20 protein-coding genes are annotated in these 25,627 nt (G+C 53.2%); 12 read left to right on the top strand and 8 right to left on the bottom strand.

The genetic code is table 11. The annotated features are described in order from the left end of the window. Window positions 1-23 precede the first annotated feature (23 nt). From LPB19_RS15195 to pilB, 7 genes are all read right to left on the bottom strand, one after another. Complete coding sequence (locus LPB19_RS15195) at window positions 24-2,375, bottom strand: response regulator (RefSeq protein WP_206643724.1); 2,352 nt, start codon at window positions 2,373-2,375, stop codon at window positions 24-26. 43 nt (window positions 2,376-2,418) lie between these two features. Continuing rightward, window positions 2,419-3,162 carry a tRNA (N6-threonylcarbamoyladenosine(37)-N6)-methyltransferase TrmO gene (gene tsaA / locus LPB19_RS15190; RefSeq protein WP_206643723.1) on the bottom strand — a complete coding sequence of 248 codons (744 nt, stop codon included), beginning with the start codon at window positions 3,160-3,162 and terminating at the stop codon, window positions 2,419-2,421. Between the two features lie 2 nt (window positions 3,163-3,164). Continuing rightward, window positions 3,165-4,283 carry a hypothetical protein gene (locus tag LPB19_RS15185; RefSeq protein WP_206643722.1) on the bottom strand — a complete coding sequence of 373 codons (1,119 nt, stop codon included), beginning with the start codon at window positions 4,281-4,283 and terminating at the stop codon, window positions 3,165-3,167. Beyond that, a complete protein-coding gene (coaE, locus tag LPB19_RS15180; RefSeq protein ID WP_206643721.1) occupies window positions 4,255-4,854 on the bottom strand; it encodes a dephospho-CoA kinase in 600 nt (199 codons plus the stop codon). Before coaE ends, LPB19_RS15185 begins: the two co-directional genes overlap by 29 nt. A 3-nt stretch (window positions 4,855-4,857) precedes the next feature. Continuing rightward, window positions 4,858-5,733 (bottom strand): prepilin peptidase, encoded by an 876-nt coding sequence (locus tag LPB19_RS15175; RefSeq protein WP_206643720.1) that lies wholly within the window; start codon window positions 5,731-5,733, stop codon window positions 4,858-4,860. Window positions 5,734-5,803: 70 nt separating this feature from the next. Continuing rightward, window positions 5,804-7,024 carry a type II secretion system F family protein gene (locus tag LPB19_RS15170; RefSeq protein ID WP_206643719.1) on the bottom strand — a complete coding sequence of 407 codons (1,221 nt, stop codon included), beginning with the start codon at window positions 7,022-7,024 and terminating at the stop codon, window positions 5,804-5,806. 2 nt (window positions 7,025-7,026) lie between these two features. Further along, window positions 7,027-8,742, bottom strand: a complete 1,716-nt coding sequence (pilB, locus tag LPB19_RS15165) for a type IV-A pilus assembly ATPase PilB (protein ID WP_206643718.1) — start codon at window positions 8,740-8,742, stop codon at window positions 7,027-7,029. A gap of 365 nt (window positions 8,743-9,107) precedes the next feature. Between pilB and LPB19_RS15160 the strand changes: the two genes are divergently transcribed. The 3 genes from LPB19_RS15160 (at window position 9,108) to LPB19_RS15150 (ending at window position 12,839) form a co-directional block, all read left to right on the top strand. Next, complete coding sequence (locus LPB19_RS15160) at window positions 9,108-9,551, top strand: pilin (RefSeq protein WP_323127892.1); 444 nt, start codon at window positions 9,108-9,110, stop codon at window positions 9,549-9,551. Between the two features lie 75 nt (window positions 9,552-9,626). Then, window positions 9,627-11,321 (top strand): PglL family O-oligosaccharyltransferase, encoded by a 1,695-nt coding sequence (locus LPB19_RS15155; RefSeq protein ID WP_206643717.1) that lies wholly within the window; start codon window positions 9,627-9,629, stop codon window positions 11,319-11,321. Window positions 11,322-11,357: 36 nt separating this feature from the next. Continuing rightward, window positions 11,358-12,839, top strand: a complete 1,482-nt coding sequence (locus LPB19_RS15150; protein ID WP_206643716.1) for an O-antigen ligase family protein — start codon at window positions 11,358-11,360, stop codon at window positions 12,837-12,839. Window positions 12,840-12,855: 16 nt separating this feature from the next. On the opposite strand, the gene LPB19_RS15145 is transcribed toward LPB19_RS15150, so the two are convergent. Beyond that, the gene (locus LPB19_RS15145) at window positions 12,856-14,217 is read right to left on the bottom strand and encodes an MBL fold metallo-hydrolase (protein ID WP_206643715.1); all 1,362 of its coding nucleotides are present in this window, start codon (window positions 14,215-14,217) and stop codon (window positions 12,856-12,858) included. Between the two features lie 88 nt (window positions 14,218-14,305). Between LPB19_RS15145 and cysQ the strand changes: the two genes are divergently transcribed. The 9 genes from cysQ (at window position 14,306) to LPB19_RS15100 (ending at window position 25,612) form a co-directional block, all read left to right on the top strand. Continuing rightward, window positions 14,306-15,073, top strand: coding sequence for a 3'(2'),5'-bisphosphate nucleotidase CysQ (cysQ, locus tag LPB19_RS15140; RefSeq protein ID WP_206643714.1), 768 nt, complete (start codon window positions 14,306-14,308; stop codon window positions 15,071-15,073). A 118-nt stretch (window positions 15,074-15,191) separates the two neighbouring features. Next, on the top strand, window positions 15,192-15,671 hold the full coding sequence (gene rfaH / locus LPB19_RS15135) for a transcription/translation regulatory transformer protein RfaH (RefSeq protein ID WP_206643713.1): 480 nt from the start codon (window positions 15,192-15,194) through the stop codon (window positions 15,669-15,671). 280 nt (window positions 15,672-15,951) lie between these two features. Continuing rightward, window positions 15,952-18,042 (top strand): YjbH domain-containing protein, encoded by a 2,091-nt coding sequence (locus tag LPB19_RS15130; protein ID WP_206643712.1) that lies wholly within the window; start codon window positions 15,952-15,954, stop codon window positions 18,040-18,042. Window positions 18,043-18,188: 146 nt separating this feature from the next. Further along, window positions 18,189-19,154, top strand: a complete 966-nt coding sequence (locus tag LPB19_RS15125; protein ID WP_206643711.1) for a hypothetical protein — start codon at window positions 18,189-18,191, stop codon at window positions 19,152-19,154. 95 nt (window positions 19,155-19,249) lie between these two features. Further along, entirely contained in the window at window positions 19,250-20,350 is a 1,101-nt protein-coding gene (locus LPB19_RS15120) for a polysaccharide export protein (RefSeq protein WP_206643710.1), read from the top strand. Window positions 20,351-20,361: 11 nt separating this feature from the next. Continuing rightward, the gene (locus tag LPB19_RS15115) at window positions 20,362-20,805 is read left to right on the top strand and encodes a low molecular weight protein-tyrosine-phosphatase (RefSeq protein WP_206643709.1); all 444 of its coding nucleotides are present in this window, start codon (window positions 20,362-20,364) and stop codon (window positions 20,803-20,805) included. Between the two features lie 5 nt (window positions 20,806-20,810). Beyond that, window positions 20,811-23,036, top strand: a complete 2,226-nt coding sequence (locus LPB19_RS15110) for a polysaccharide biosynthesis tyrosine autokinase (protein WP_206643708.1) — start codon at window positions 20,811-20,813, stop codon at window positions 23,034-23,036. Between the two features lie 253 nt (window positions 23,037-23,289). Next, window positions 23,290-24,051, top strand: coding sequence for a Wzz/FepE/Etk N-terminal domain-containing protein (locus LPB19_RS15105; protein ID WP_206643707.1), 762 nt, complete (start codon window positions 23,290-23,292; stop codon window positions 24,049-24,051). Between the two features lie 325 nt (window positions 24,052-24,376). After that, a complete protein-coding gene (locus LPB19_RS15100; RefSeq protein WP_206643706.1) occupies window positions 24,377-25,612 on the top strand; it encodes a lipopolysaccharide biosynthesis protein in 1,236 nt (411 codons plus the stop codon). The last annotated feature ends 15 nt before the right edge of the window (window positions 25,613-25,627 follow it).

Genomic DNA, 25,627 nt, shown 5'->3' with positions numbered 1-25,627 from the left:
CAATGATCCTCGCCGGCAGCTTATCAGAAAGCTGCCGTTGCTTTGCAGTATTGTTCCAGTACTGCACGGAGCATTTCAATATTGACAGGCTTGGCAACGAAGGAATCCATGCCAGCCTGATGACATCTTTCTTCGTCTTCTTCCATGGCGCTGGCGGTCAGGGCCACCACTGGCACCGGTTTGCAGCGTTGATCTTGCTCCCACTCTCGCAGACGTCGGGTGGCTTCAAATCCGTCCACCCGTGGCATCACGCAATCCATAAAGATCAGGTCAAAGCGGTGCCATTGCCACAGGCTTTCGGCGGCCTCGCCGTCGTTGGCGGTCATCACGTTACAGCCCAGTTTTTCGAGTAGCCGGCTGGTGAGCGTTCGGTTCACCGGGTTGTCTTCTACCAGCAGCACTTTCATTCGTCGGCATGGCAGTTCAGGCCTGGAGTGCCCATCGCTGACGGTTTGGAGTGAAAACCTGGTCAGGAAGCGACGTTCGTGGTTAGCGGCGTCTGCGAATAGCAGGTTCAGTATTGGGGCTAAACACGACTCTCGCAGTGACTTGCTCAGGAATGCGTCTGCACCGGCCTGGCGAAAATGTTCGGCATCGCCGCGTTGTGGGTTTGACGACAGAATCAGAAGCCGCAAGTGTGACCAGTCCGGGTTACTTCGGATCTGACGGCACAGCAGGTCGGAATCCATATCAGGCACAAAACCATCCAGAATAATGGCGTCGAACGGATGATCGCTGTCGAATGCTTGCCGGAGTGAGGTCAGGGCCTCGCCGGCCGACTTGACGGCTTCGATCTGCAGCTTGTGCCGGGACAGCATTTCGAGTGTGATTTTTCGGGACAGGTGGTAAGAATCTACCACCAGCACCCGGCGGTTCCTGATCATCCGGGTGTCCGGTTGTGCTTTGCGGGATTTTTCCTCGGCGACCGGCAAAGTCAGTTCAATCCAGAAGGTCGATCCTTCGCCAATCTGGCTTTCAAGGTCCAGCGTGCCCGCCATCAGGCTAACCAGTTGCCGGCAAATACTCAGCCCCAGGCCAGCGCCCGGAAGCTGGCGCTGAAACTGTTGATTCAGCTGCACGTAGGGCTCACAGACCAGAGGTATGTCGTCCTGGCTGATACCAATACCGGTGTCCTCCACGGACAACCTGAGGCGGGCCTGATTTTCCCTCCGATTGAGTACTTCGATGCTAAGCAGAACGTGCCCGGAGTCGGTGAACTTCAGGGCATTGGAGGCCAGGTTCAGAAGCACCTGACGAATACGCACGGGGTCGCCCCGCAACGCCCGGGGCAGATCTTCATCCACCCGAAGCTCCAGGGCGAGGCCTTTCTCCCGGGCGCGGGGTCCGAGCATATGGATCACGTCGTTCAGTGTGTCCCGCAGATCAAATGGAATCTCGTCGAGCACCATTTTACCGGCCTCAATACTGGAGATATCGAGCAGGTCATTGATGATGGACGACAGGCCTTGCGAGGCACTGAGCAAGGTTTGAACGTATTCGCGCTGCTCCGGGTCCAGTGGTGTATCGGCCAGCAGGTTTGCGTAACCGAGGACCGATTGCAGCGGAATCCGGAGTTCATGGCTGATGTTGGCAAGAAACTGGTTTTTGGTATGGTTGGCCCGCAAGGCCTCATCCCGTTCATCCTGTGACTGGAGTGTGGTTTGACGCAGTGAGCGGGTATCTTCGAGCAACTGTAACCGCATGGTATTGAGGGCGTGCTCGAGCTCTGACAGTTCGTCCGGATTCCTCGGTGGTTTTCGCTTCAGTTCCAGCGGCGCAATCAGCGCATCGAGGTTGAGCCGGCTGGCGTAGTCGGAAATGGCCTCAAGGTGCCGGGACAGCGTCAGCCGTACGATGATAAACAAACCCAGAGTGCCTATCAGAGCGGCCATCCATTGCGCGAGCAGGTTAAGCAACGTGCGGTCTGTCAGCTCGTTGTATCTCTGCGCCAGTGACGAGGTGAGTGTCAGGGTACCCACGGTTTCCGGCGGCTGGTTTCGGACGCGGTCAAAGACCAGCGGGAAGCTCTGAGTGATTACTGGCCCGTCGGGCCGGTGTCCGGCCGAAAATTCGCTGCCGGTGGTTGCGACTATCTGGGCCTTCTGAATGGTATTCAGCGCAAGAATGTCGTCGAGGCCATTGGCTACTTCGCTGAAGTTGAGCATCCAGAGGTTGTGGCTCAGGCTGCCGGCAACGAGCTGGGCGGTCTTTGATTGACTTGCCAGGATGTCGTCCTTGCTGCGCCGGAGCTCGCTCAGCATTTGGATGCCGGTAGCGACCACCGAGAATATCAGGCTGAAAAGAAGAACGTACACCAGAAGGCGAGCCGCCAGAGGTCTGATTCCCAGGCGCTTGGAGAGGCGAGATGTGGGCAATGCTCAAATTCCTTTTGACGACAGCAACATCAGCCTTGTCAGTCTAACAGACGGTTAGCACTTCGACACAGTTATCCCCGTCCCGGTTCACAAAACGGAAGCGAATATTCAGGTCATACAGGTGGGCACCGTAAATGCGGTCTTCGTCGCGGCCGCGACGGAAGGACGGGCGCGGGTCGTAGCTGACCACGTCTTCGATTAATGGCCTCAGGTCGGGGTAGGTTTCCGCCGGGAGTTGCAGCAGTTGAGCTTCGGCTTCGGGCTGGAAATGGACGTGAAGGCGCTCCGTGGGTGCCGTTTCTGCCCATCCCAGTGACGCGTCCGGTACGGAGTCTGCAAAAGGCAGATAGGGTTTGATGTCCAGAATCGGGGTTCCATCAATCAAATCATGGTCGCTGATGTGCAACATCAGTGTGCCATCGCGTCGTGACAGGCCTCGGTTGCGTACGACAGAGAGCCCCAGACTGTTCGGACGAAACGGCGATCGGCTGGCAAAGACGCCGATTTTTTTGTTGCCCCCCAGTCGTGGCGGCCGGACGACGGGGCGCCACTCGGCCCGCACGGCCTCATGAAACTGAAATGTGAGCCACAAGTGGCTCGCTGATTCCAGGCCGCGAAACGCGTCCTCACGATCATAGGGGGGCTGTATGATGAGGTTGGCGTGAGCATGGCGGGTCAGGCCCGGCTGCCGGGGCACGCCGAACTTGTCCTGAAAACACGAGCGGGTAATGGCAATGGGGGACAGCGTCAGAGCTTCCTGCGCTGGCCTGGCATGGTGTCGAGGCATAGTCAGTCCAGATAGGGTCTTTGGATACTACCAGAAAAATAGAGCTCTACCCGGAAGAGCACCGAGCCCTGATCTTTAAAATTCCGTTCCCGTGGGAAATTCAGGGCCGGGATCAGTTCCGCGAACACCCAGTCGCTGTGCAGGCGGTAGCGCCAGGTGAGTTCGGCAAAAATGTCGGTGGTACGCCAAGACGGCTGGCTTTCGCCCAGGATGCCCAACCTCGGTGTCAGGAGTGACCGGTTGTTTAGTTGTTTCTGGGTACTGAAAATCTGAGCTGCAACAAACTTACGGTCCCGATGTACCCACTCAAGCTCTGACGAGGACTGAAAATACCAGCCATTGCCGATGGTCCGTCCGGCGGCCAGCCAGGTGCGCTCTCCCCAGCCGTCATTGTGAAAATAGTAAATACGCTGTTGCGCGTTCAATACCCAGTCGTCATCCAGTTGCCACTGCTTTTTCGCGGTTGCGCGCCAGAAGGCATCGGGTGGCAGGCGTAAGCGCACCCCGAAGTCATTGGATAAATTGACCGCATCGCCAACCTCGGTCAGGAAGCGAAGTGCGCCGGTTGCTTCCGTGTCGGAGCGTTCCTCGTCGGTCAGTTGTCGATCCCTTTGCCGCTCTTCCAGCGGGATCAACTCCTCGCTTTCACTCTCGACGACCAGGCGGAGCTTGCGTTCGGTGGTGGGAATATCGAGTCGGAAGCGGGCTTCGGGCTCAAAGCTCGCCAGATTGCCGTATGCGGATTCCGCGGCAAAGCCCACCCGCAAATAGCTGGCGTTGTTTGGTAGGCCCCGGTCACTACCCGACAGTGTTCGATCCGCCCATTGTCCAAGACGCTCGACCTTGGGGCTTTGCCGGCGTTCCTGAAGTAGAACCCAATTGCTAAAGCTTATCCAGTAGGAGTCTCGGGGTTCGGCCCAGTACTCTGACGGTTCAAAATCGTAGAAAGAGGAGGGTAAGTTCTGGGGTGAAAGTATTTCGGCCAGGGGGCGCTCCCGCACTTCCCGTGCCGGTTCAGCGGCGTGAAGCTGAGAACTCAGCAGGCACCACAAAAGAGCCGCCAGCCATGGTCGTATTGAAAACAAAGCCCGCTCAGCCAAACTCCACCAAAAACCTTCCATGTAAATCACGAACCTGACGCTCCACGTCTTTGAACGGACGACTGTTGTCTATTATAGCGTCCGCCCGGGCAAGCCGCTGCTCTCGAGGCATCTGGGCCGCAATGATCCGCTCCACCTGCTCGCGGGAGTTGGTGTCCCGCTGCATGGTGCGTTCAACCTGGGTATCAACAGGGACATCCACCACGATGCTTTGCGCTACCAATTCGTGCTGGTCGGTCTCGAACAGGAGAGGGGAGACCAGCAGAACGTAGGGATTCGGGTAGCTTTCCGGCGCCAACTGCCGAGTCAGTTCTTCGCGGATGATGGGGTGAAGAAGGGACTCCAGCCACTTCCGTTGCTCCGGCGCTTCGAATACGACTGATCTCAGCTTGGCACGGTTGAGGGCACCCGCTTCGGTGAGGATGTCAGGACCAAAGTGGTTGGCAATTTCTTCGAGCGCCGGGGCACCGGGTTCAACGACCTGGCGGGCCACATCATCGGCATCCACCCAGTGAACCCCTAGTTCTCCAAACAGTTTGGCGACTGTCGATTTTCCTGACCCGATTCCGCCTGTCAGCCCAACAACGACCATGCCTTACACCCCCAGGAAGCCATACCAGAGGACTTGTATTTCCGGGCCGAACCAGAGGCAGAGCAAACCAGCCGCCGCGAGGTAGGGGCCAAATGGAATGGGTACTTCACGGCCGTGTTGTTTGAAGATCATAAGACTTATGCCGACAACCGCGCCGACAATCGAGGACAGCAAGATGATGGCCGGCAGCAGCTGCCAGCCGAGCCAGGCGCCGAGCGCGGCGAGCAGTTTGAAATCGCCGTGCCCCATGCCTTCCTTGCCGGTGACCAGTTTGAATAACCAGTACACGGACCACAGCGACAGATAGCCTGCCACCGCGCCCCAGAACGCGGACGAGAAATCCGTGAAAACGCTAAAGTAGTTGAGCACCAGTCCCAGCCACATAAGGGGCAGGGTGATGTTGTCCGGCAGTAGCTGGGTGTCCAGATCAATCACGGTCAAAGCGACCAGCGCCCAGACGAGCAGCAGCGCCCACAGTGCCGCTTCAGACGGTCCGAGTAACACGATGGTGACGACAGAGAAGGCGGCGGTGAGTGCTTCGATGATCGGATAGCGGGCTGAAATCCGGGTTTTGCAGTGAGAGCATTTCCCGCCGAGCAGAAGGTAGCTGATTACCGGAATGTTTTCCCATGCCCGGATGCCATGACCGCAGGACGGGCAGGTTGATGCGGGTTTCGACAGGGTGATGGTTTCTTCCTGCTTTCGATCGCGGTCAGCAACCTCAAGAAACTCTTCGCACTGGCAGCGCCACTCCTGGTGCATCATTTTCGGCAGCCGAAGGATGACGACGTTCAGGAAGCTGCCGATGCAGAGGGAGACAAGGACGACGGCCAAATAAAGCATCGCCGGGGTAGCGAGGAATGTATCGATAGAGGGCATGGTGTTTCCGTTAAAACAAGAAAAGCCGGACTACACTGGAGCAATCCGGCTTATGTAGCATCTCTGCGTGTTAACCGACAACCTGACCCATCTGGAAGATTGGCAGGTACATGGCGATGATCAGTCCGCCCACCAGAACACCCAGGACCGCCATGATCATGGGCTCCATCAGGGCGGTGAGGTTGTCGACCATGTCGTCAACAACGTTCTCATAATGTTCTGCTACTTTGGTCAACATGTCGTCGAGATTTCCTGACTCCTCTCCGATTGCGGTTAACTGCACTGCCATTGCCGGAAAAAGCTCTTGCTGACGCATAGATGCCTGCAACTGGGTACCGCTTGAGACATCGGTCTTTATTCGGTTAATGGCGTCTCTGTATACCGCGTTACCAGTGGCGCCAGCTACTGAGTCCAGTGCGTCCACAAGCGGAACGCCCGCAGCGAAAGTCGTGGATAGTACACGACCGAACTTTGCTACGGCAGATTTATCCAAAATATCTCCCATCACTGGTATTTTTAGCACGTATTTGTCCACCAGATCGGAGAACTTTTTGGATCGGCGCACAGCCTCTTTAAACACGAAAATCACGCCGACGATCCCCAAAAGTACAGCAAACCACCACTTCTGGAGCCATTCCGAAAGTTCGATAACCATCTGGGTGAAAACAGGCAGGTCTGCTCCGAAACCTTGAAAGAGCGTCTCGAATTGAGGGACGACTTTGACCAGAAGAATCGCTGTTACGATGATGGCTACCACAATAACTGCGATTGGGTAGGTCATTGCCTTCTTGACCTTCTTTTTTAACAGCTCTGTTTTCTCAAGATACATGGCGATCCTGTCGAGCATGGCTTCCAGCGCCCCTGCCTTTTCACCAGAGTCAACCAAGTTGCAGTAAAGGTCGTCGAAGTGTTTTGGGTGCTTTCGAAGTGCGCCAGCGAAGCTGGTACCAGAGGCGATGTCAGTGCGGATGGTCATTACCAGTTCCTGAAGGCCTTTGTTTTCAAGCCCATCGGCAACGATATCAAAGCTCTGAACAAGGGGAACTCCGGCTTTCATCATGGTGGCAAGCTGGCGAGTCAACATCGCGATGTCGAAAGGCGTAATCTTTTTGCTGCCACCAAACAGGGGTTTGGGTTTTTTCTTGACCTTCTCTGGAATGATACCCTGCTTCCTGAGCTGGGCTTTCACTAATGCCAGGCTTTGCCCTGTCAGCTCGCCTTGAGCTTTGTTGCCCTTGCGATCCTTTCCTTCCCAGATAAACGCTTCCAGCTTTTGTGCTTGTTCTGCCATTACTAATCCTTCGTCACGCGGTTGGCTTCTTCGAGACTGGTCACGCCCTCAATCACTTTAATAAGGGCGGATTGCCGCAAATTCCGGAAGCCTTCGGCCTGCGCCTGTTTTGCAATTTGAATGGAGCTGGCTTCTTCCATAATCATGTTTGCCAGTTCATCGGTAACCTTCACAACCTCGTAGATACCCACTCGGCCTTTGTATCCCCCACTGCATTTATCACAGCCCTTGGGTCGGTACAACGTGAAGCCTGTTTCAATTTGTGCCTCTGTGAACCCTTCCTGAAGAAGCACGTCTTTAGGTACGTCGAGGGGTTGTTTGCAGGCATTGCATAGGCGCCGGCCAAGGCGTTGGGCGATGATCAGGCTTACGGAGGTGGCGATATTGAACGCGGGTACGCCCATGTTCATCATTCGAGTAAGCGTTTCTGGTGCGCTGTTAGTGTGAAGCGTGGACAGCACCAGGTGGCCGGTTTGTGCCGCCTTGATCGCGATATTGGCCGTTTCAAGATCCCGGATCTCGCCCACCATGATGACGTCAGGGTCTTGTCGCAGGAAGGCCCGCAGGGCTTCGGCAAAACCCAGTCCTACCTTCGTGTTGACGTTGACCTGGTTGATGCCCTCAAGGTTGATTTCAGCCGGATCCTCCGCAGTCGAAATATTGGTCTCCGGAGTGTTGAGAATATTCAGGCCCGTGTATAGCGACACGGTCTTGCCTGAGCCGGTGGGGCCGGTGACCAAGATCATTCCTTGAGGCTGCTTCAGGGCGTCAAGGTAAAGTGCCTTTTGGTCTTCGTCATATCCCAGTGCATCAATACCCAGTTTGGCGGAGCTGGGATCAAGTATTCGCAATACGATTTTTTCGCCCCAAAGGGTGGGCAGAGTGTTTACCCGGAAGTCGATAGCCTTGGTTTTGGACAGCTTCATCTTAATCCGGCCATCCTGCGGCACTCTACGCTCTGAGATGTCCAGTTGAGACATGATCTTGACTCGAGCGGAAATCTTGGGCGCCAACTTGATTGAGGGGCGCGACACCTCTTTCAGGATGCCGTCGGTCCGATAGCGGACTCGATAGATCTTTTCGTAGGGCTCGAAGTGGATGTCTGATGCGCCGCCACGAATTGCATCAAGCAGCATTTTGTTGACGTACTTGACGATCGGTGCGTCGTCAACTTCCGCTGTGGATACTGTGTCCTGATCATCCTGATCGCCGGCTTCCGTTTCAACGCCTTCGAGGTCTGCGTCATCCAGGTCGCCCATGGAGGTGTCCTGGGACTCCAGGTACCTATCGATGGCCGTGCGCAATTTCTGGTCATCTACGAGAACTGCGTCGGTGCTCAGGCCGGTGTTGAACTTGATCTCGTCCAGCGCTTGGATATTCGTTGGGTCAGATACTGCGACAAACAGGCGGTTGCCTCGTTTGTAAAGGGGGAGTGCGCTGTGTTTGCGGATCAGTTTTTCGTCAACAGCTTTCTCGGGCATCATCTCAGGCAAGAAAGCATCCAAATCCAGAACAGAGAATCCAAACTCCTGGGCCGCCGAGGATGCCAACTTTCCGCTATCGGCGAGATTGTTTTGTGCTAAGTAGGTGATCAGCGGGATTTTGTTCTGAGATGCTTGGAGAAATGCGTCTTTTGCAGTGTCTTCGTCCAATAGGCCGTCGTCGACAAAGCGCCTGGCCAGGCCGGTGAGTGTGATGCTGCTTTTGTTGTTCGACATAAGCGTTTGAGAGGGCCGTTCAAGTTGTTGAAAACAGGTCTTGTTGATTGCAAAGAGTGTAGAGATCCGGGCGTTGATTGGGAAGCGTGGTTTTGAAGGCTTTTGTTTTGTTCAGTATCTGTTCGGTATAGGTGTTTCGAGAGTGACGAAAAAGGTCACTTTCTGACGGTGTGAGCCTGCGGTTTGATTTGTGGGGAGGGCTGGTGAAGTAATGTGGGCTTTGTAAGGTTCTATAAGTAATAGGTTTTTGAATTTTTTTTAATTCTGGCATGGTCGGTGCTTAAGGCTTGGTAGGCTTCTTATGCTGGCGCGGCTTAGCCGTGCGGGCAGAGTTGATCGATAACAAACACAGAGGTTGATACGAAATGATGAAAAACAACCAGGCACAGAACGGTTTCACCCTGATTGAATTGATGATTGTTGTAGCGATCATCGGTATTCTGGCTGCGATCGCGATTCCGGCCTATCAGGATTACATCTCCAAGTCTAAGGCGACTGCTGCCCTGGCTGACATCGCTGCAGGTAAGACAAGCTACGAGCTGACTTTTACCTCTGAAGGTGCAGATGCTATCAGTAGTCCCGCTGCTATCGGTTTGGCCTCCGGCTCTGGGAATTGCACAACTATCAGCGTAACCAAACCTGGAACTAATGGTTCTGCTACTGGTGCGATCAAGTGCGACATTAAGAATCCAGGGCGTCTCGGTACCAGCGCATCGATTCAGCTCAACCGCACGGCGGCTGGTCTGTATGAGTGCTCAGCAAGCGTTTCTGATGCAAAATACCTGCCTTCTGGCTGTTCTAAGTCTTAAGACTTATACGGTATGAAAATGCTGCCTTCGGGCAGCATTTTTTTTAGCTAGAGCATAATCGTGCGACTATTTAACTTGAGCAACCAACGCGTTCGTTTTTATTTAACCTGCATAGGGGTGATAGCGTTTTTGGCCTCCTGGATATGGCCCGTTCGCTCGCAGATTTGGAGCTCGTTTTATCAGGAGGTTCTCGCTTTTTTCGGGCTCTTTATGCTGGCCCTTGCTGTTATCCGGAACAAAAATAAAACTTCAATGCCAATTTTGAGCATTGCTTTCGTCGCCGCTGTTCCATTCTCTCAAGCGATGCTGGGACAGATTTTATTTGTTGGTGATGCGGTGATTTCTGGCATATACGTATTGGGGTTTTTTGCGGCAGCGTTTGTTGGTTTGAACTCTAGCTCTGACTCTGACAAAAGGAGTCATCTCGTCGAGGGTATGGCTTGCGCTCTTTTGATTGCGTCAACCCTTTCTGCTTTCATCGCTTTTCGCCAATGGTTGGGCTTATCCGAATCTAGCTTTGAGTTGCGGTTATTGGGTCAACGGCCTTACGCAAACTTGGCTCAGCCTAATCACTTGGCCACGTTGTTGTTGCTGGGGATCGCATCGCTCCTGTTTCTTTTTGAGCGAGGATGGATTGGGAAGACTTTGGGGGCATGCATTGTTGTTATCCTCATGGTTGCATTGGCAACGACGCAGTCACGTACCTCTTGGGTTGCGGCTTTCTCCCTGTATGCGTTCTGGGTATTCCAAGGGAGAACGCTAAGGTTGCGGGTGTCCCGAGGATTAGGGGCGGTCTGGCTCAGCATTTTTTTTGCCCTGGTTCTGCTGATTCCTCTCGTTTCTGAGTTTCTTTTGCTTGGCGGGCAAGCCTTTGGCGAGCGTATTGGGGGTACTAGGCGTCTCGAGCTCTGGGGTATGGTGCTCGCGGCTATCGCTGAGCGACCTTGGTTTGGGTATGGGTGGGGGCAAGTTATCGCTGCGCAGGTAGCTATTGCGGAGGAGTATCCCGTTTCGGGGTTGCTCGAGTATAGCCATAACCTTTTCCTTGACCTAATTCTGTGGAACGGGGTGGTTGTCGGCGGGATTTTGATCGTAGGCCTAATTTGGTGGCAGTGGCAGTTGCTCAAGGCCAGTAAACGGCTCGAAACTGGGTTTGCTTTGCTGTGTGCTGGGTTAATCTTTATCCATTCGATGCTGGAGTTCCCTCATGCTTTTGCGTACTTTTTGTTGCCTGCTGGACTATTTGTCGGGGTAGCGGAAGCTGGACGGCGTAGGTCTTGCAGTTGGAGGCTTGGCCCGACGAGTTGGGCTCTTGCGGTACTTATTGTGCCTTTCCTTTTTGGTCGGGTGGTTTTCGAATATAGACACTACGATAAAAACGAATTCAATAGCCGAATCGCAGCAGCGAGGGTCGTGGGTTTTGAGCAAAAAGAGCTCTCGGGCGGTTTCTCTTTGTTGTCCCATCTAGAGGCTTTGCAGGCGGTTAAAAGCCGTAATCTGTGCCGGGGAATGTCGGAGCTAAGTTTGCGAGAAATGAATGATGCCGCAACAAGATATCCCCACCTTTCCGTATTATTTCGATATGCTCTGGCGCTCTTTTTGAACGGGCGTGAGAGGGAGGGGGTAAAGCAACTGGAGTTGGTTCGTGTGATTCATGGCGAAGATTACTATCAACTAGCCACCTCGCAGATCGTTCGTAAGATGAGTGAGCTCAAAGAAGGGTGTTTTTCGATGCCTACAGTTACCGGGGGTTACGATGGGTCGCCCTAATGAATGGTTTTAAAGTAATTTCTAGGTCGACAAAAAATGCTTAATGGGCCTGTGCAGAGCTTGAGGGGTTCTGTTCTTTTCTTATTTGTAATCTTCCTTTTTGTCAGCATTTTATTTGCTGATCTTTTGCCCTTGCCGCTGAATGGGTATGAGTTTCAGCGCTTCCTGCTGGTTATTATTCTGGCGTTGACTGTACCTGTATCTGTATTTTTTTTCCTTCGACTACATGGGTGGGCCTTTTTTCTGAGGGAGTGGGAATGGATCGGCGTGGCGGTCGGCTTCCTCGTGTTGGCTCTTCCGTCTCAGGGATCTTCCTATGTTTGGGTTGAACCTGGGATGTATGCAGCTTTTTTCTTCGGAATTTTTTTTCTGGGAATGTTGCCAATTAAGACGGAAGAAAAGCTAAATGGTGCCGCTCTTGTGGCGTACGCTTCAATATTGGTTTCGACGTTCTATGGCGCTACTTCCCTTCTGATTTATGTCTTTGCGATTTCTGGCGGTGTAAGTGATTTAGCAGATTATATCCCTTGGGGCTTTGCAAATATTCGATACTGGAGTCACTTAGCGACATGGCTGTTGCCACTTTTTCCATTGGCGGTGCTTGTGGGGCCTTGGCGGTCTAAACGGCGCTGGCAATTTTTTGTTTTGGTTGGTGCGGCGCTTTGGTGGTGGATAGTCTTTCTTTCTATGGCTCGGGGGACTCTGTTAGGGCTCGCATTTGGCCTTATCGTTGTGATGTTTATGATGGGCAGGTCAGCGATACCTTGGCTTAAAGTTGTTTTTCGGCACTGTACCTGTGGTTTTTTTGCGTGGCTTTTGCTTTGTGTGCTTGTACCGAATGTTTTGCTTGAAGATTCAAGTATTCGGTCAATAAATACCACAGCTTCAGGGAGGCTAGTCTTATTTGGAGAGGCTTGGACAATGAGCCTTCAGAACTTTCCTTGGGGAATGGGTTCCCAAGCTTGGCTAACCCATGAAATTTACACGGATGGCTATCGTCAAGCTCCGAAGTTTGCCCATCCCCACAGTATGTATCTGATGTGGGCCGCTGAATATGGTTGGCTTTTGGTAGTCGCCGTTGTTCTCTTGGTTGTCCGGTGTATTCGGTCGGCGTGGAGACGTTGCTCTGAGTTGGGCGCCTATCGATCCCCGGTTTTGAATGCTTCCGTTGCAGGTTTTTTGGCGTCTGTGTCTGCAGCAATGATCCATGCGGGGGCGTCTGCGGTCTTTCTGGCTCCTGGGTCAATGTTGACTGGTTTCGTGGTGTTGAGCATTTTCTGGGGGCTAATTTCAGAGCCTAAATCGTCACCTTCTGCAGAAAGGCGTATTGGTTCCTCAGTTGTGATTGCAGTAGGGGTTGTAGCTTGTTTGTCTATCGCTTGGTTTGTCGAGGTCGGGAGATACTACCAAGCAATGAAGGCAGATATCCCGTATTACGAGGACAATGTGCGTGAGGGTTTAATGCCTCGCTTCTGGCTTCACGGTAATTTTCCGCGTAAGGAGTCTGAGATGCCCTAAACTATCCTTCGATCGACTACAGTTCGTTGGCTTGAAGCAGTTCCGGAACCTCGCTCTTCCACCCGAACCGCTCACAAATCCGCTTCCGCATCACATCACTCGCCACCATCTCCCCGTGAGTGACATACACCTTCTCCGGTTTCAGCGTTCCCTGTCCCAGCCAATCCAGAATTTCCTCGTAATCTCCATGGGCCGACAGCGAATCCAGGTTGAATACATCCGCCCGCACTGGCCAGTACTCGCCGTGAATCTTTACGGACTCCGCCCCGTTCACCAACGCGTCACCCCGGGTACCCGGGGCCTGAAATCCGGCAAACACGATGCTGTTCCTTTCATTGGGCAGCAGGGTTTTCAGGTGATGAAGAACTCGGCCGCCGCTGGCCATGCCGCTGGCTGAAATGATCACGCAGGGGTATCGGACCGTGTTGAGTTCGATGGACTCTTCCACGGTTCGCACGAATTTAGTTTTCTGATCAATCAGTTGGCAGTCCTGCGGGGTAAGCTTGTGTTCCTTGTGGTGCTTACAAAAGATCTCAGTGGCGTGGATGGCCATGGGGCTGTTCAAAAAAACGGGCAGATTGGGAATGCGTCCGTCAGTCATCAGTTTGTGCACCACGTAAAGCAGCATCTGGGCACGCCCAACGGCGAAGGCCGGTATCAGGACAATGCCGCCCCGGCCCGCGGTCCGGGTGATGATGTCGGACAGTTCAGTCTCTGGGTCAACTTCGCCGTGCCTTCTGTCCCCGTAGGTGGATTCACAAACCAGAATGTCCGCTTTGGTAATGGGCTCAGGAGGGCGCATGATGATGTCGTCCTGTCGGCCGACATCGCCGCTGAAGACGATCGTTCGGTCGGTTTCTCTGTTATGCACATGAACACAAGACGACCCGAGAATATGGCCAGCGGGGGTGAAAGTGACTTCCATGCCCTTAACTGGCTCGAAGGTCTCGTGAAAGTGCAGAGACTCAAAGTATTTCAGGGCTTCCCTGGCGTCTTTTTCCGTAAACAGGGGTTCCGGCTTTTCGTGCTTCGAGAACTTTTTGCGGAAGGCATATTTGGCATCTTCTTCCTGCAGGTATCCCGCATCGGGCAGCAAAATCTTACAGAGTTCGTGTGTGCCTTTGGTGCAGTAAACTTTCCCCCGGAAACCGTTTTTTACCAGCGCAGGCAAATAGCCTGAATGATCGATATGCGCATGGGTAAGCACGACGGCATTGATGGTGTGAGGCTCAACTGGAAACTTTGCCCAGTTTCGGCGGCGCAGAGTCTTTACGCCCTGGTACATTCCGCAATCAACCAGCAGGCGGTGTTTGTCATCTGAAAGCAGATAACGAGAGCCGGTAACTGTCCCTGTGGCACCGAGGAACTGAAGTTTCATGGGCAAGCCTCACGTTTGAGTTGGTGGGGATGTTAGTATCCCTGATCATAGTTCACGATTTATTGATCTGAGGCAGGAGCCGTGCAGCATGCAATTGAGTGAGATACTTACCGATGTGATCAGAATCGCCGACGAAGCCAGCGAGCGCGTGCTTCATATTTACGAGTCTGATTTCAAGGTCAGTTATAAGGATGATGACTCGCCCATCACCGCTGCCGATGTCGCGAGTCATGAGGTAATCGTTAGTGGTTTGCGTGCGATCAGCTACGACATCCCGATTCTTTCGGAAGAGGGGCGAGATATCCCGTGGGAAGAGCGCCAGCACTGGCGCCGATTCTGGTTGGTTGATCCCATCGACGGCACCAAGGAGTTTACACAGCGCAGCGGCGAGTTCACCGTCAATATCGCTTTGATTGAGGATGGTGAGCCCACGCTGGGCGTTGTCACTGCTCCTGCTCTAAAAGAGGCGTTTTGGGGTGTGAGGGGCGAGGGCGCCTGGAAGCGTGATCGTGCTGGTAAAGTTCGCCGAATTTCTGTCGCAGAGCCGAGGGGGTCTAAACGCGTGGTCGCCAGCAAGAATCACTTAAATGATGAGACCCGAGACTTCATTGACAAGATCGGCGATCACGAGCTCGTTCAGGCCGGCAGTTCGCTCAAGTTTTGCCGAATGGCGGAAGGGCGTGCCGATATCTATCCCCGCCTCGGGCCAACCAGTGAGTGGGATACGGCAGCGGGGCATGCCGTTCTGGCATCCGCCGGCGGGCGGGTTCAGACGCTGCAGGGTGAGGCGCTGCGGTATGGTAAAGAGGATGTCCTTAATCCTTCGTTTGTCGCGGCTGCAAGTTGGTGTCTTTAGCTTGGGGATTGGTTAAGCTCGCCAGCTGCTCTCCCCAGCTTGAATTGAAGTCTTAATTGGGTGGCAAGAGGAGTCGCGTTTCTGGCTCCTCAGTCACTCTCAACCAAACGGATCTGCAATGACCTGGTACGCCATCCAACACAAGCCCACACAAGGTGATCGGGCTCTGCAACATCTCCAGAACCAGGATATCCGCTGTTTCTACCCAAAGATTGAGGTCGAAAAAGTCAAGGCGGGCAAGCGCATCAGAAAGCTTGAACCTCTGTTTCCCGGCTATCTCTTTGTCAATCTGGAGAAGACCGACCCCGTATGGGCCAAGTTGCGTTCAACGCGCGGCGTCATTCGCGTCGTAGGCTTCGCCAACAGGCCAGCCCCGATTGAGGACGAGGTTATCCAGTATATTAAAGGTGGTTTGGATAGGGTCGCTGAGGCCGGGGGTATAAAAGAAGGCGAGCCTGTAGAGCTGGACGATGGGCCGTTCAAAGGCATAAATGCCATCTTCCAGGCCTATGATGGTGAGGAGAGGGCGATTGTACTTATCAGCTTTATGCAGAAGCAGCAGTTAGTTAAGGTGCCCGTGGCTTCAATCCGACGATAGGTCCCTTAGTAAAGGGAGGAAAGGCGTTTCGTTGAGCCTTGAGCGAGCTTTATCGCCGTCCCTTCGCTGTATTTCATTCGCTTCCTCATCTTTTAACAATTCTTCACGCGCCTAACTACCTGAATTGCAGTGAGGCGGCCAAATGGCACTTGCTAATAGTTACAGGGCCGTTAGAATCGCGCCGCCATTCGGAAACATATCCAAATAACTTACATCACTAATAAGGACCAAAACGGAGCGTCTCTATCGCTTCAGGCCCCGTTTTGTCCCAGAAAAATTGATGAATTTCATGACCTCAAAACACTGGACCCTGGTCGGTGGGGCGGTAGCGTGTCTGAAGCCGGCCTTCGTGGCTGGCCTTGTTCTTCATGGCCAGCCGGTGTTCGCAACCACGCTCGCCTTCCCAGGCTATAGCGGCTACCTCAATGTGCCCTCTGCGACAGTGCTCGAGCACGGCAAGGCTGCAGTTCAGTATTCAGACCAGGCCTTGGAAACCCGTGCGACTGAGTCTTTGGCGGGCTACGGCTACTACAACAACGTCAGTGGCCTGTTTGGTATGTTCCCAAATGTTGAGGTCGGTGGTCGGCTGACTTGGGATCGAACTCAAGCAAATTGCTACCGAGAGGACTGTGGTATTCGGGATCTCTCCGCGAACATCAAGGTTCAGGCTCCGTTTATTCCGCAAGAATGGTTCACGTTGGCCGCCGGAGTTCAGGACCTTGGCGGCGAGACTGATGACTTCGAAGCCTTGTACGTTGTCGCCGGACGTCAGTTTGGTCCGGTCACAGTTTCAGCCGGTTACGGTGATCCCACATTATCTGATCGTTATGTGGACGGCCCTTTTGGTGCGCTTTCATATCGGCCCACATCTTGGCTGAATGTGATGGCGGAATATGATAGCCAAAATGTTCGGCTAGGATTAGGCGGGAGTACTCCCCGGGGGCTGTTGCCAATTGGCATGCAGATCAACGGCAAAGTGCTGGCTTACGATGAGGGTAATATCGATAATAATCGAAACTTTTTCTCAGTAGGCGTTTCAATTCCTTTTGGTAATGAGACAAGCAAGCGGCACCTCCAGTCGGTGAACAAACACGCTACTATGGCTTCTGAGCCAGGGTACTCTCCGTCCAATATTTCGAGTCAGGTTCAGCCCCTCACTAAGCCCCCTGCCGCCGTCGTTGATGAGGCATTGGGTGGGGAAGCCGTCGATACCCCAGCTGTCAAAGATGAAGCCAAAGAGCGGGCCAAGGCTCTGGGGCAGCAACTGATAGCTGACGGTTATGACCGGGTCTCCGTCGCCAGTCGCGAAAATGTTCTCCATGTCCAGTGGGAAAATAACATCTACACCCGGGATGAGCGGGATGCCATCGCCGATGTCGCGCGACGGGCTCAGTCCGCAGCCAGCCATCACAGAGCGGCAAAGCTCACTCTGCTGAACCAGAACATTCCGGTTGTCGAACGCACTATCAGCCTCGGCGGCGAGGGAGATCGCACCCAAGTTCGCATGCTTGCCGCCGACTACACCTCGGGCACCGTATTCCACAGAAACGAGCTTCAATGGGACTTTCAGGGCGGCTATGGTCCCAGCTGGAAACCGCGTATCACCCTGAGCCCAACCGTCAGCTCGGGTATTGCGACCGAATACGGCGTGTGGGATGCCTCTGTTGGCCTCAGTGCAGAAACTTCGGTCTCCCTATGGCCCGGTGCGCTCGCTTCAGTCACTTACAATGCTGAAGTTTATGCCACCGAAGACTTTGAAAAGGGTGGGGTGTTCTATCAGGATCGTCAGCGCACCGGGTTTGCCGAAGCCGAAGTTCAGCAGACGTTCAAATTGCATCCGCAGCTTTACACAAGTTTTCACGTGGGCCGGTACGCCACAGACTGGAACGGCGTCCTGAACGAAACTCTTGTGTTGGGGGCTGGCGGTCGGCATAGCCTGGCGTACCTGGGAGGCTCTTTTGAACACGCCGATTATGACAATGTCGCCCGAGACCAGATGCTGGCCCGATATAGCTATTACAACCCGCGGTTGGATACGCAGGTGGATATCTACGGTGGTCAGTTTTTTGCCGAAGACACGGGCGTTCGTATCGACAGCCGCTTCTGGTTTGGCGACTACGCCCTGCGCCTGTCCTACAAGAACACAGATGCTGAGTTTGTCAGCCTTGGCTGGGTGATTCCGCTCACGCCCGAAAAAACCGGCCAATTCCGTTACGCCCAGATTCGCGGTGATGCAGACTGGAACTACAACATTCAGACCCGCATCAACGAAGACCGGAATTTGACCTCATTCGGCGGCGCCAGGGTTATTGAATCGGCCAATCCGCTCCGTTCTGTCTACCTAAATCGTGGTCGATTGGCTCTCCAGTAAAGAACCTCGAGCAATGGGGTTTTTTGTAACATTCTGTAAAATATAGATTTTTAGCTCCGACGCTTATAGTCTGAGTGTCGCGGGCTTTGATAAGAAGCAACTAAAAAAGACAAGCGATAGCTTACTCAGGAGATTAAGAGGCTAGTATGACCCAACTCAAAAAAGGATTGTCCACGCGTAACCTGATGGCCACCGCCATCCTTGCTCCGATGATGATTGTCGCGGGCTGTTCCGATAATAACAGCTCTACGCTGGCCCCAAGCCAGTCTCCCAGTGGAGTTTCTGAAGGGGTTGCGTACGATGGCTATCTGGTTGGCGCCACTGTTTGTGTGGACGAGAACCTGAACAAGGCCTGTGATGCGGATGAGCCAAGCGCTACCACCGTTGCGGGCGGCAAGTTCAGCCTGAAAGGCTTGACCGACTCTCAGCTGCTGACTCCGTTGGTGCTGGAAGCGAATGAAAATACTATTGACGAAGACACCGGGCAGCCAGTTGACCCCAACCTGAAGTACCTTGCTCCGGCAGGCAGTACCGCAGTTAGCGGCTTTAGCACCGTGATTCAAATGAAAGTCGAAAGCGCGCTGGCCGCCGGTTCAACCGAAACCCTGGCTAAACTGAAAGCCGATGCGGCTGCCGAGCTCGCTAGCGAGTTAGGTGTGACGGTTGATCTGACAACCTATGACCCGATCGCAGCGTTCGACAGCACATCGGGTGTTGACCAGAAAACCGCAGCGGAGCTGCATTTGATCAATAAGGTTCTGAGCGCTCAGATCGCTGACCTGGTTGCGGACGTGGCAGTGGTGATGGAGTCCAATTCGGATCTCAACAAAACTGCTGCGTTTGGGGCGTTGATTGAGAGCCTGAACCCAGCCAACGTGGCGCAAGTGGTGCAAGAGTTCTCCGCTGCCGGTGCCACCGCGACTGATCTGGCCGGTTACAACGCTGAAACCATTACCAGCTCTGGTTCCGCCTCCTATGCGGCCCCGATTGCTCCGAATGCAGCGGCCATCGAGGAGCAGGCAGCCCAAGACTTGCTGTCTCAGGCTGAGCTTCAGGAAGCCATTTTGACTGAGCAGCTGCCAACTGGCGCAACTGGCGCAACCGCCGGTTGAGTTAGACGCCACTGAAGTAAAAAAGGGGCTGGCAGCACCAGCCCCTTTCTCTATTCTGCAAAATACGTAAGCCAGCCACGGAACTTCAATCCCGGATGAACCGCCTACTTTCATTGCTTATAATCCTCAGCCTCTCAGGTTGCGCCGTTATACCCGGAGCCCACATCCCGTACGATCGGCAAAAGGACGAGAGCGTGGACCTGGATAAGATGGTGAACATCTATACCATCACTCCCCAGTTTCTGAGGGAGAATTTGTCTGCTCCTCGTACAACACCCGTGCTGAATCGGGAGCTTGAAGCGGAGCTAAACCAATACGATTACGAAGTAAATCGTGGCGACGTGCTGAACATTACCGTTTGGGACCACCCTGAACTGACGATACCGGCAGGTGGAGATCGAAGTCCCTCCGAAGCTGGTAACTGGGTGCACAGCGACGGCACTATCTTTTACCCCTACGTCGGCAAAGTGAAAGTGGCCGGCTTGAAGGTCACTGAGATTCGCGACATCCTCCGAGAGCGCCTTGCAGAGTATATTGAGTCCCCTCAGGTGGACGTAACCGTGGCGTCATTCCGTTCAAAGCGGGTCTATCTGACCGGTGAAGTGAAAAAGCCGGGTACTCAGCCAATCACCAATGTGCCCTTGACGCTGCTCGAGGCGGTCAGCAACGCCAACGGACTTACTGAAGTGGCGGACTGGACGAATGTGACGCTCACGCGCAACGGGGAAACAAGACGTTACTCTCTTCGGGGACTCTACAGGCAAGGCGATACGCGCGAAAATGTCTTACTCCGCCCTAACGATATCATTCACGTAGCCCGCAACGATGCCGCCAAAATTTTCGTGTTAGGGGAAGTGGCGCAGCAAAAAAGTCTCAATATTGGCCGGTCTGACATTACCCTTGCAGAAGCTCTGACCGATGCTGGTGGATTTGCTCAGGCAGTGGCAAACGCCAACGGCGTATTTGTTATTCGCCAGGCCTCTGACAACTCAGACAAAATTGCTGACGTCTTCCAGCTTCACGCGCGAAATGCCACAGCACTGGTTTTGGCTGATCAGTTTAGGTTGCAGCCCCGGGATATCGTCTACGTAACAGCCGCGCCTATCGCTCGCTGGAACCGACTCATCGCACAGGTACTGCCTACTGTGCAGGCCGTTTATTACGGTTCAATCACCGAGCGTGAGCTGACCAACTGATCCGAGGTTTGATGTTCAACAACATTCTTATTGTCTGCGTGGGCAATATCTGCCGCAGCCCCATGGCGGAGTACCTGTTGCGGGCCCAGCTGCCTGAACACTCTAAAAAGCACATCAGTTCCGCCGGCATCGGTGCCTTGGTGGGCAAACCGGCAGACGAAACCGCTCTGGAACTTTTAAAAGAACATGGTATCGACGCCACTTCCCATCTTGCTAGACAAGTCACTCAAGAAATGCTGGCGGATGCGGATCTTGTCCTGGCGATGGAAGAAGGGCATCTCAAGCGTATGCATGACATTGCCCCTCAAATTCGAGGCCGTGCCTTTTTGCTTGGGAAGTGGCAGAACAACCAGTCGGTTCCGGACCCTTATCGCCAACAGCGTCCGGCTTTTGAACATGCGTTTCATTTGATACAGCAAGCCACGGAAAGTTGGCTCAAATACTTGGGTAAGTAACGTCAATGACAAATAATTCCGACGCCAACAACAGATCTGTTCACCCTAACAGTGGGCGAGCAGATGACGAAATCGATCTAATGGCCCTCGTGGGTACCCTGTGGGAAGGTCGGTGGTTGATCTTGATGGCCACTCTTGCGTGCACATTAATCGGGGCGATGTACGCTTTGTTGCAGCCGAATGTGTATCGGGCAAACACACTGATCCAGGTAGAGGAAAAGCAGGGTGCTTTACCGGGCATGGAAGACCTGTCTGGCCTTCTTGAATCTGCGTCCAATGCAGGCACCGAAATTCAGTTAATCAAGAGCCGCCGAGTTCTGGGCGAGGTAGTTGGAGCGCTTAATCTGGATATCGTCACCACTCCAAATTATTTTCCCGTCATCGGCGAGGCAATTGCCCGGCGCTTCCAGGGAGAGCAGAGCAGTCTGGCACCGCCGCTGTTCGGAAGTGAGTACGCTTGGGGTGCCGAAGAACTTACCGTGACCCGTATGGAGGTGCCCGCTGAAGCCGGTACCTATGTCTTGCGAGCGATGGAAGGCGGAGCTTGGCAGTTGCTCAACGAGAGCGAGGCGGTCGTTCTCTATGGCGATGTTGGCAAACCTGCGGAGCAAGGCCAATTCGCCCTTATGGTCACCAAATTACACGCCCGGCCAGGCACTTTGTTTCGGGTGACAAAGCGCACACGATTGAATGCGATCATGGCCCTCCAGAAAGCGATTTCGGCCTCGGAAAAGGGGCAGGGTTCCGGCATCATCGAGCTGTCATACGAGAACACCGATCCCGTGCTTGCGGAAGATGTGCTGGACGAGGTGGGTAACCGCTATGTGCGTCAGAATGTGGAGCGCAATAGCGCCGAAGCTGCTAAATCTCTGAAATTTCTGAGAGAGTCGCTCCCGGAGTTAAGGAAGGAGCTAGAGGATGCTGAGCGGAAGCTGAACCAATACCAGATAAACGCCGAGACCATCGACATCACAGCCGAAAGCACAGCGCTGCTCGAGCAGATCGTTGCGCTTGAGACCCGAATTTCCGAGCTGGAGATTCAGAGGGCGGAAATAGAACAGCGCTTCCAGCCCACCCATCCGAGATATAAAGCCTGGGCCTCTCAGATGGCCGAACTGAAGCATCGTCGGCAGGAACTCGATCGGCGTCTTGGTCGTCTGCCGGAAACGCAGCAAAAGCTAGTTCGCCTGCGTCGGGATGTAGAGGTAGGAAACAAAATTTATCTCCAGATGCTTTCGAACATCCAGCAACTCGATATTGCGCGGGCCGGCACCGTCGGTAATGTGCGCGTGGTGGATGAGGCTGTGGTTGATATCACCACTCCGGTGGCCCCGAAGCGCGTGCTTATAACTGCAATGGCGCTCATGCTCGGTGGCATGATTGGAGTTGGTGTTGTATTCGTGCGTTCTTTCATGAATCGCGGGGTTGAAAATCCAGACGAGATTGAGCGAATTGGGTTGCCGATATACGCATCCATCCCACGTTCCGAAACGCAGGACAAGCTCGCGAAAAATCGCAGAGGTTTGCGGCCAAATTTAGCCGATACAACCTCAGGCTTGCTGGCTGTTGTGAGCCCAGCAGACCTGGCCGTAGAGTCGCTGCGAAGCCTGCGCACCAGTCTCCACTTTGGGATGATGGATGCTAAAAACAACATTCTGATGATTTCGGGCCCTAGCCCGGGTGTAGGCAAAACCTTTGTTTCAGCTAACCTGGCAGCTGTTATGGCCATGGCCAATCAAAGGGTGCTGCTCGTGGACGCGGACATGCGCCGAGGTCTTGCCCATAATGTGTTTGGTGTCGAGAACAAGCAGGGCTTGTCAGATCTACTGGCCGGGCAGGCTTGTCGTGAAGACGTTTTGCGGAAATCCGAGGTAGATGGACTAAGTTTCATTACCCGCGGCACCGTTCCGCCAAACCCCTCTGAGCTGCTAATGAGCAAGCGTTTTAATGAGTTTCTCGCAAGTGTCTCCAAGGATTTCGATTTGGTGATCGTCGACACTCCACCACTTTTGGCCGTCACGGACGCGGCGATCGTCGGCCGGCATGCAGGCGCCAGTCTCTTAGTTGCTTGGCACGGAGTTAGCCCGCTGAAGGAAATCGAGCAAACCAAGCATCGTTTCGAACAGAATGGCATCGACATTCGCGGTGTGGTGCTGAATGCGGTGGTGAAAAAGTCGTCATCTTATCAATACGGGTACTATCAGTACGAGTACGCATCTAGCTCTTCGTAAAAGCCTGAACTTGCAGTTAGCTGAAATTTAGGTCAGATAACTGAAAAGGAAGAGCCAGTGGCGTAGAATATGCGCTGTTAAGACGAGAGTGACTAGGTGCAGGCAGGAAACTGAACCGGCAGGGAAGCAAACCGTTCAAAAGCTCGTTATTTCTTGCCTTTTGATGATGCTGCCTGATCCCGCCGGACACATGGGATGGGCGGTAGCTTGCCCTAACAATAACAACGCTGTGGGATGCGGAAAGGTTTAATTCATGCAAAATAATCAGGAAAGAGTCGGGTACGACGACGAAATCAGTCTGGTAGATTTGGCCACGACTCTTATTCGACGGCGACGTATTTTTTATATGGTTTTCTTGGCGGTCTTGCTTGTCGGCGCAGCGTATGCCTTTTTCGCGCCTAAAAAATCTGAGTACACTAGTCTTATCAAGGTGGCAGAGCAAGAAGTGCTGGGGGAGCGAGAATACATCGAGGCCCCTGTTGTTCTGATTGCGGAACTTGAAAATCACTGGCTGCCACAATATGAGGCTGAATTTACTGCCCAAACAAATCAGAAATTGCCGTTGAAAGTTAGTTTTTCGAACCCCGAGAACACTGGCCTGATTCGAATAAGATCTGAGGCGAGAGCCGCTCAGTTTGAGATTGTCGAAAAAATCCACGCGAGGCTGGTCGCTCAACTCAAAGAAGGTCAGGTAGCGGCCGTAAACAGCCTGACGCGAAACCTTGAAACCCGAATCGAATCACTAGATGAGCGGATAGAGATACTCAAGGGAACTGAAGAAGCGCAACCGTTGATAGCATCTGCGATTGATAAGCGCTTCTCTCTTGAGTCCCGGCTTGCTTCTATTCAATCCATGGAGGTTTTAGCTGTTAGCCGAAAGAGTGTCGACAGCGAAGGACCTGCTGGAAGTCTAATTTTACTTTTGGCTGGCTTGCTGGGTTTGTTGGGTGGCGTTTTCATGGCGTTTTTCGCCGAATTCGTAGCTTTGATAAAGGAGCGGATGGCTGAAGCGTGATTTCCAGTTGATCCCTTGCTGGATGGCAAATGGGCAGTCTAAATAGTGCTCGAGTAATAAAGAGACGTTAGGATTTCGTGGCCCTCTTTTAGCAGAGTTTATGTGCCGGCCCGGATTAGTGGTTTAGTTGGCGGATGTGACTGGACGGGATGCGGAAACACAGCCGTGGAAATATAACTTCGAGCGTTTAAAGCAAGTCCGGCGACAGAGTGCCTTGGAAACCTAAAGCAGCCGTGGTTTGAATGAAGCGGGTGTAGCTGCTATGAAGCGGGTCTTTCCTGTACATTTACAAGTTTTAACTTGAGTGGACCTATTAACAGTTTCTATGAAAGTCCGTTTTTTCAATGTAGTTTTAAGGGCGGTGACCTTAGGGGTTAAATTTACCTTTATCTTGTCTTTGGCGATATTTTTACCACCTGCAGAAGTTGGCCTTTATGGATTGATTACGGTCACAGTTTTTTATTCGATTTATTTTGTAGGTTTTGAGTTTTATACCTACAGTACCCGCGACATGGTAGCGAGGCCGAAGTCCGAGTGGTCGGGTCTACTAACTAGTCAGTTGGCCTTCTTTTGCCTCATGTATCTTGTCGTCCTGCCCGCCTCGAGCATTCTATTTGTGATGGGAATGCTCCCTTGGACACTAATGGCATCTATTGTCTGTCTGGTCGTTCTGGAGCACCTTTCAACCGAATTGATGAGGCTGCTGGTTGCAATTGAAAAACCTTTGTTGGCAACTCTGGTCATCTTCGTAAAACATGCACTTTGGGCGGTATGCTTTACTCTCGCCATGTGGCTGGATCCGGACTTCAGAAATATTCCTGATTTGTTGTTGTTCTGGATGATCGGTACTTTCAGCAGCATATTCATCGGCGTGTGGCCACTGTTAAAACTGAATTGGGCCGGGGCATTATCCAAGCTCGATTGGCGTTGGGTAAAAGCTGGTGTCATCATTTCTGTCCCCTTGCTTTTATCTTCGATTGCCGTTAGGTCTTTGTTCACTTTTGATCGTTACGCTTTCGAGGCTCTAAACGGATTAGCGCTCTTGGGTGCATACAGTGTCTACATGGGAGTTGCCTCCGCGATGCTCTCTTTTATGGAGTCAGGTGTCTTTGTTTTCTACTACCCGAGAATGATGAAGGCGTACAAAGAGAGAAATCTTGGAGAGTTTCAAACGTCGTACCGAAAATTAGCAAGACAGTCGGTCTTGTGGCTTCCGGTTTTGACGGCAGGTGCCGGGCTGGCCGGAATTACAATCTTTCCTCTCCTTGAGGAAAGAGTCTACGCTGAAAATCTACCTTTATTCGCTGCAGTCATTGTTGCAATGGCTATTTTTATCATTGGCTATGTATTTCAGCATGGGCTCTACACGATGACCAGGGATGGCAGCATCATTGCCGAAAACGTTACGGGTTTGATATTAGCGGCACTGACGCTATTCCTATTTGCCTCTCATTCCGAATATTGGTCGGTGACTCTTGCAATGCTCGTTGGGAGTGCCACTGCAACAGCCCTGAAGTATTGGATATCGCTCGCTACGCGAAGAGAGCTTTTACTCGAATAAAGCTTGCTTCTGAAA

The sequence above is a fragment of the Marinobacter salinisoli genome, assembly GCF_017301335.1.
Taxonomy (GTDB): Bacteria; Pseudomonadota; Gammaproteobacteria; order Pseudomonadales; family Oleiphilaceae; genus Marinobacter; species Marinobacter salinisoli.
This window is presented reverse-complemented; position numbering and strand designations above follow the sequence as displayed.

Coding starts and splice junctions, on each gene's coding strand:
- tsaA (WP_206643723.1), bottom strand. CDS start 3,162: ATGCCTCGACACCATGCCAGGCCAGCGCAGGAAGCTCTGACGCTGTCC.
- LPB19_RS15185 (WP_206643722.1), bottom strand. CDS start 4,283: ATGGAAGGTTTTTGGTGGAGTTTGGCTGAGCGGGCTTTGTTTTCAATA.
- coaE (WP_206643721.1), bottom strand. CDS start 4,854: ATGGTCGTTGTTGGGCTGACAGGCGGAATCGGGTCAGGAAAATCGACA.
- LPB19_RS15175 (WP_206643720.1), bottom strand. CDS start 5,733: ATGCCCTCTATCGATACATTCCTCGCTACCCCGGCGATGCTTTATTTG.
- LPB19_RS15170 (WP_206643719.1), bottom strand. CDS start 7,024: ATGGCAGAACAAGCACAAAAGCTGGAAGCGTTTATCTGGGAAGGAAAG.
- pilB (WP_206643718.1), bottom strand. CDS start 8,742: ATGTCGAACAACAAAAGCAGCATCACACTCACCGGCCTGGCCAGGCGC.
- LPB19_RS15160 (WP_323127892.1), top strand. CDS start 9,108: ATGATGAAAAACAACCAGGCACAGAACGGTTTCACCCTGATTGAATTG.
- LPB19_RS15150 (WP_206643716.1), top strand. CDS start 11,358: ATGCTTAATGGGCCTGTGCAGAGCTTGAGGGGTTCTGTTCTTTTCTTA.
- LPB19_RS15145 (WP_206643715.1), bottom strand. CDS start 14,217: ATGAAACTTCAGTTCCTCGGTGCCACAGGGACAGTTACCGGCTCTCGT.
- cysQ (WP_206643714.1), top strand. CDS start 14,306: ATGCAATTGAGTGAGATACTTACCGATGTGATCAGAATCGCCGACGAA.
- rfaH (WP_206643713.1), top strand. CDS start 15,192: ATGACCTGGTACGCCATCCAACACAAGCCCACACAAGGTGATCGGGCT.
- LPB19_RS15130 (WP_206643712.1), top strand. CDS start 15,952: ATGAATTTCATGACCTCAAAACACTGGACCCTGGTCGGTGGGGCGGTA.
- LPB19_RS15125 (WP_206643711.1), top strand. CDS start 18,189: ATGACCCAACTCAAAAAAGGATTGTCCACGCGTAACCTGATGGCCACC.
- LPB19_RS15120 (WP_206643710.1), top strand. CDS start 19,250: ATGAACCGCCTACTTTCATTGCTTATAATCCTCAGCCTCTCAGGTTGC.
- LPB19_RS15115 (WP_206643709.1), top strand. CDS start 20,362: ATGTTCAACAACATTCTTATTGTCTGCGTGGGCAATATCTGCCGCAGC.
- LPB19_RS15110 (WP_206643708.1), top strand. CDS start 20,811: ATGACAAATAATTCCGACGCCAACAACAGATCTGTTCACCCTAACAGT.
- LPB19_RS15105 (WP_206643707.1), top strand. CDS start 23,290: ATGCAAAATAATCAGGAAAGAGTCGGGTACGACGACGAAATCAGTCTG.
- LPB19_RS15100 (WP_206643706.1), top strand. CDS start 24,377: ATGAAAGTCCGTTTTTTCAATGTAGTTTTAAGGGCGGTGACCTTAGGG.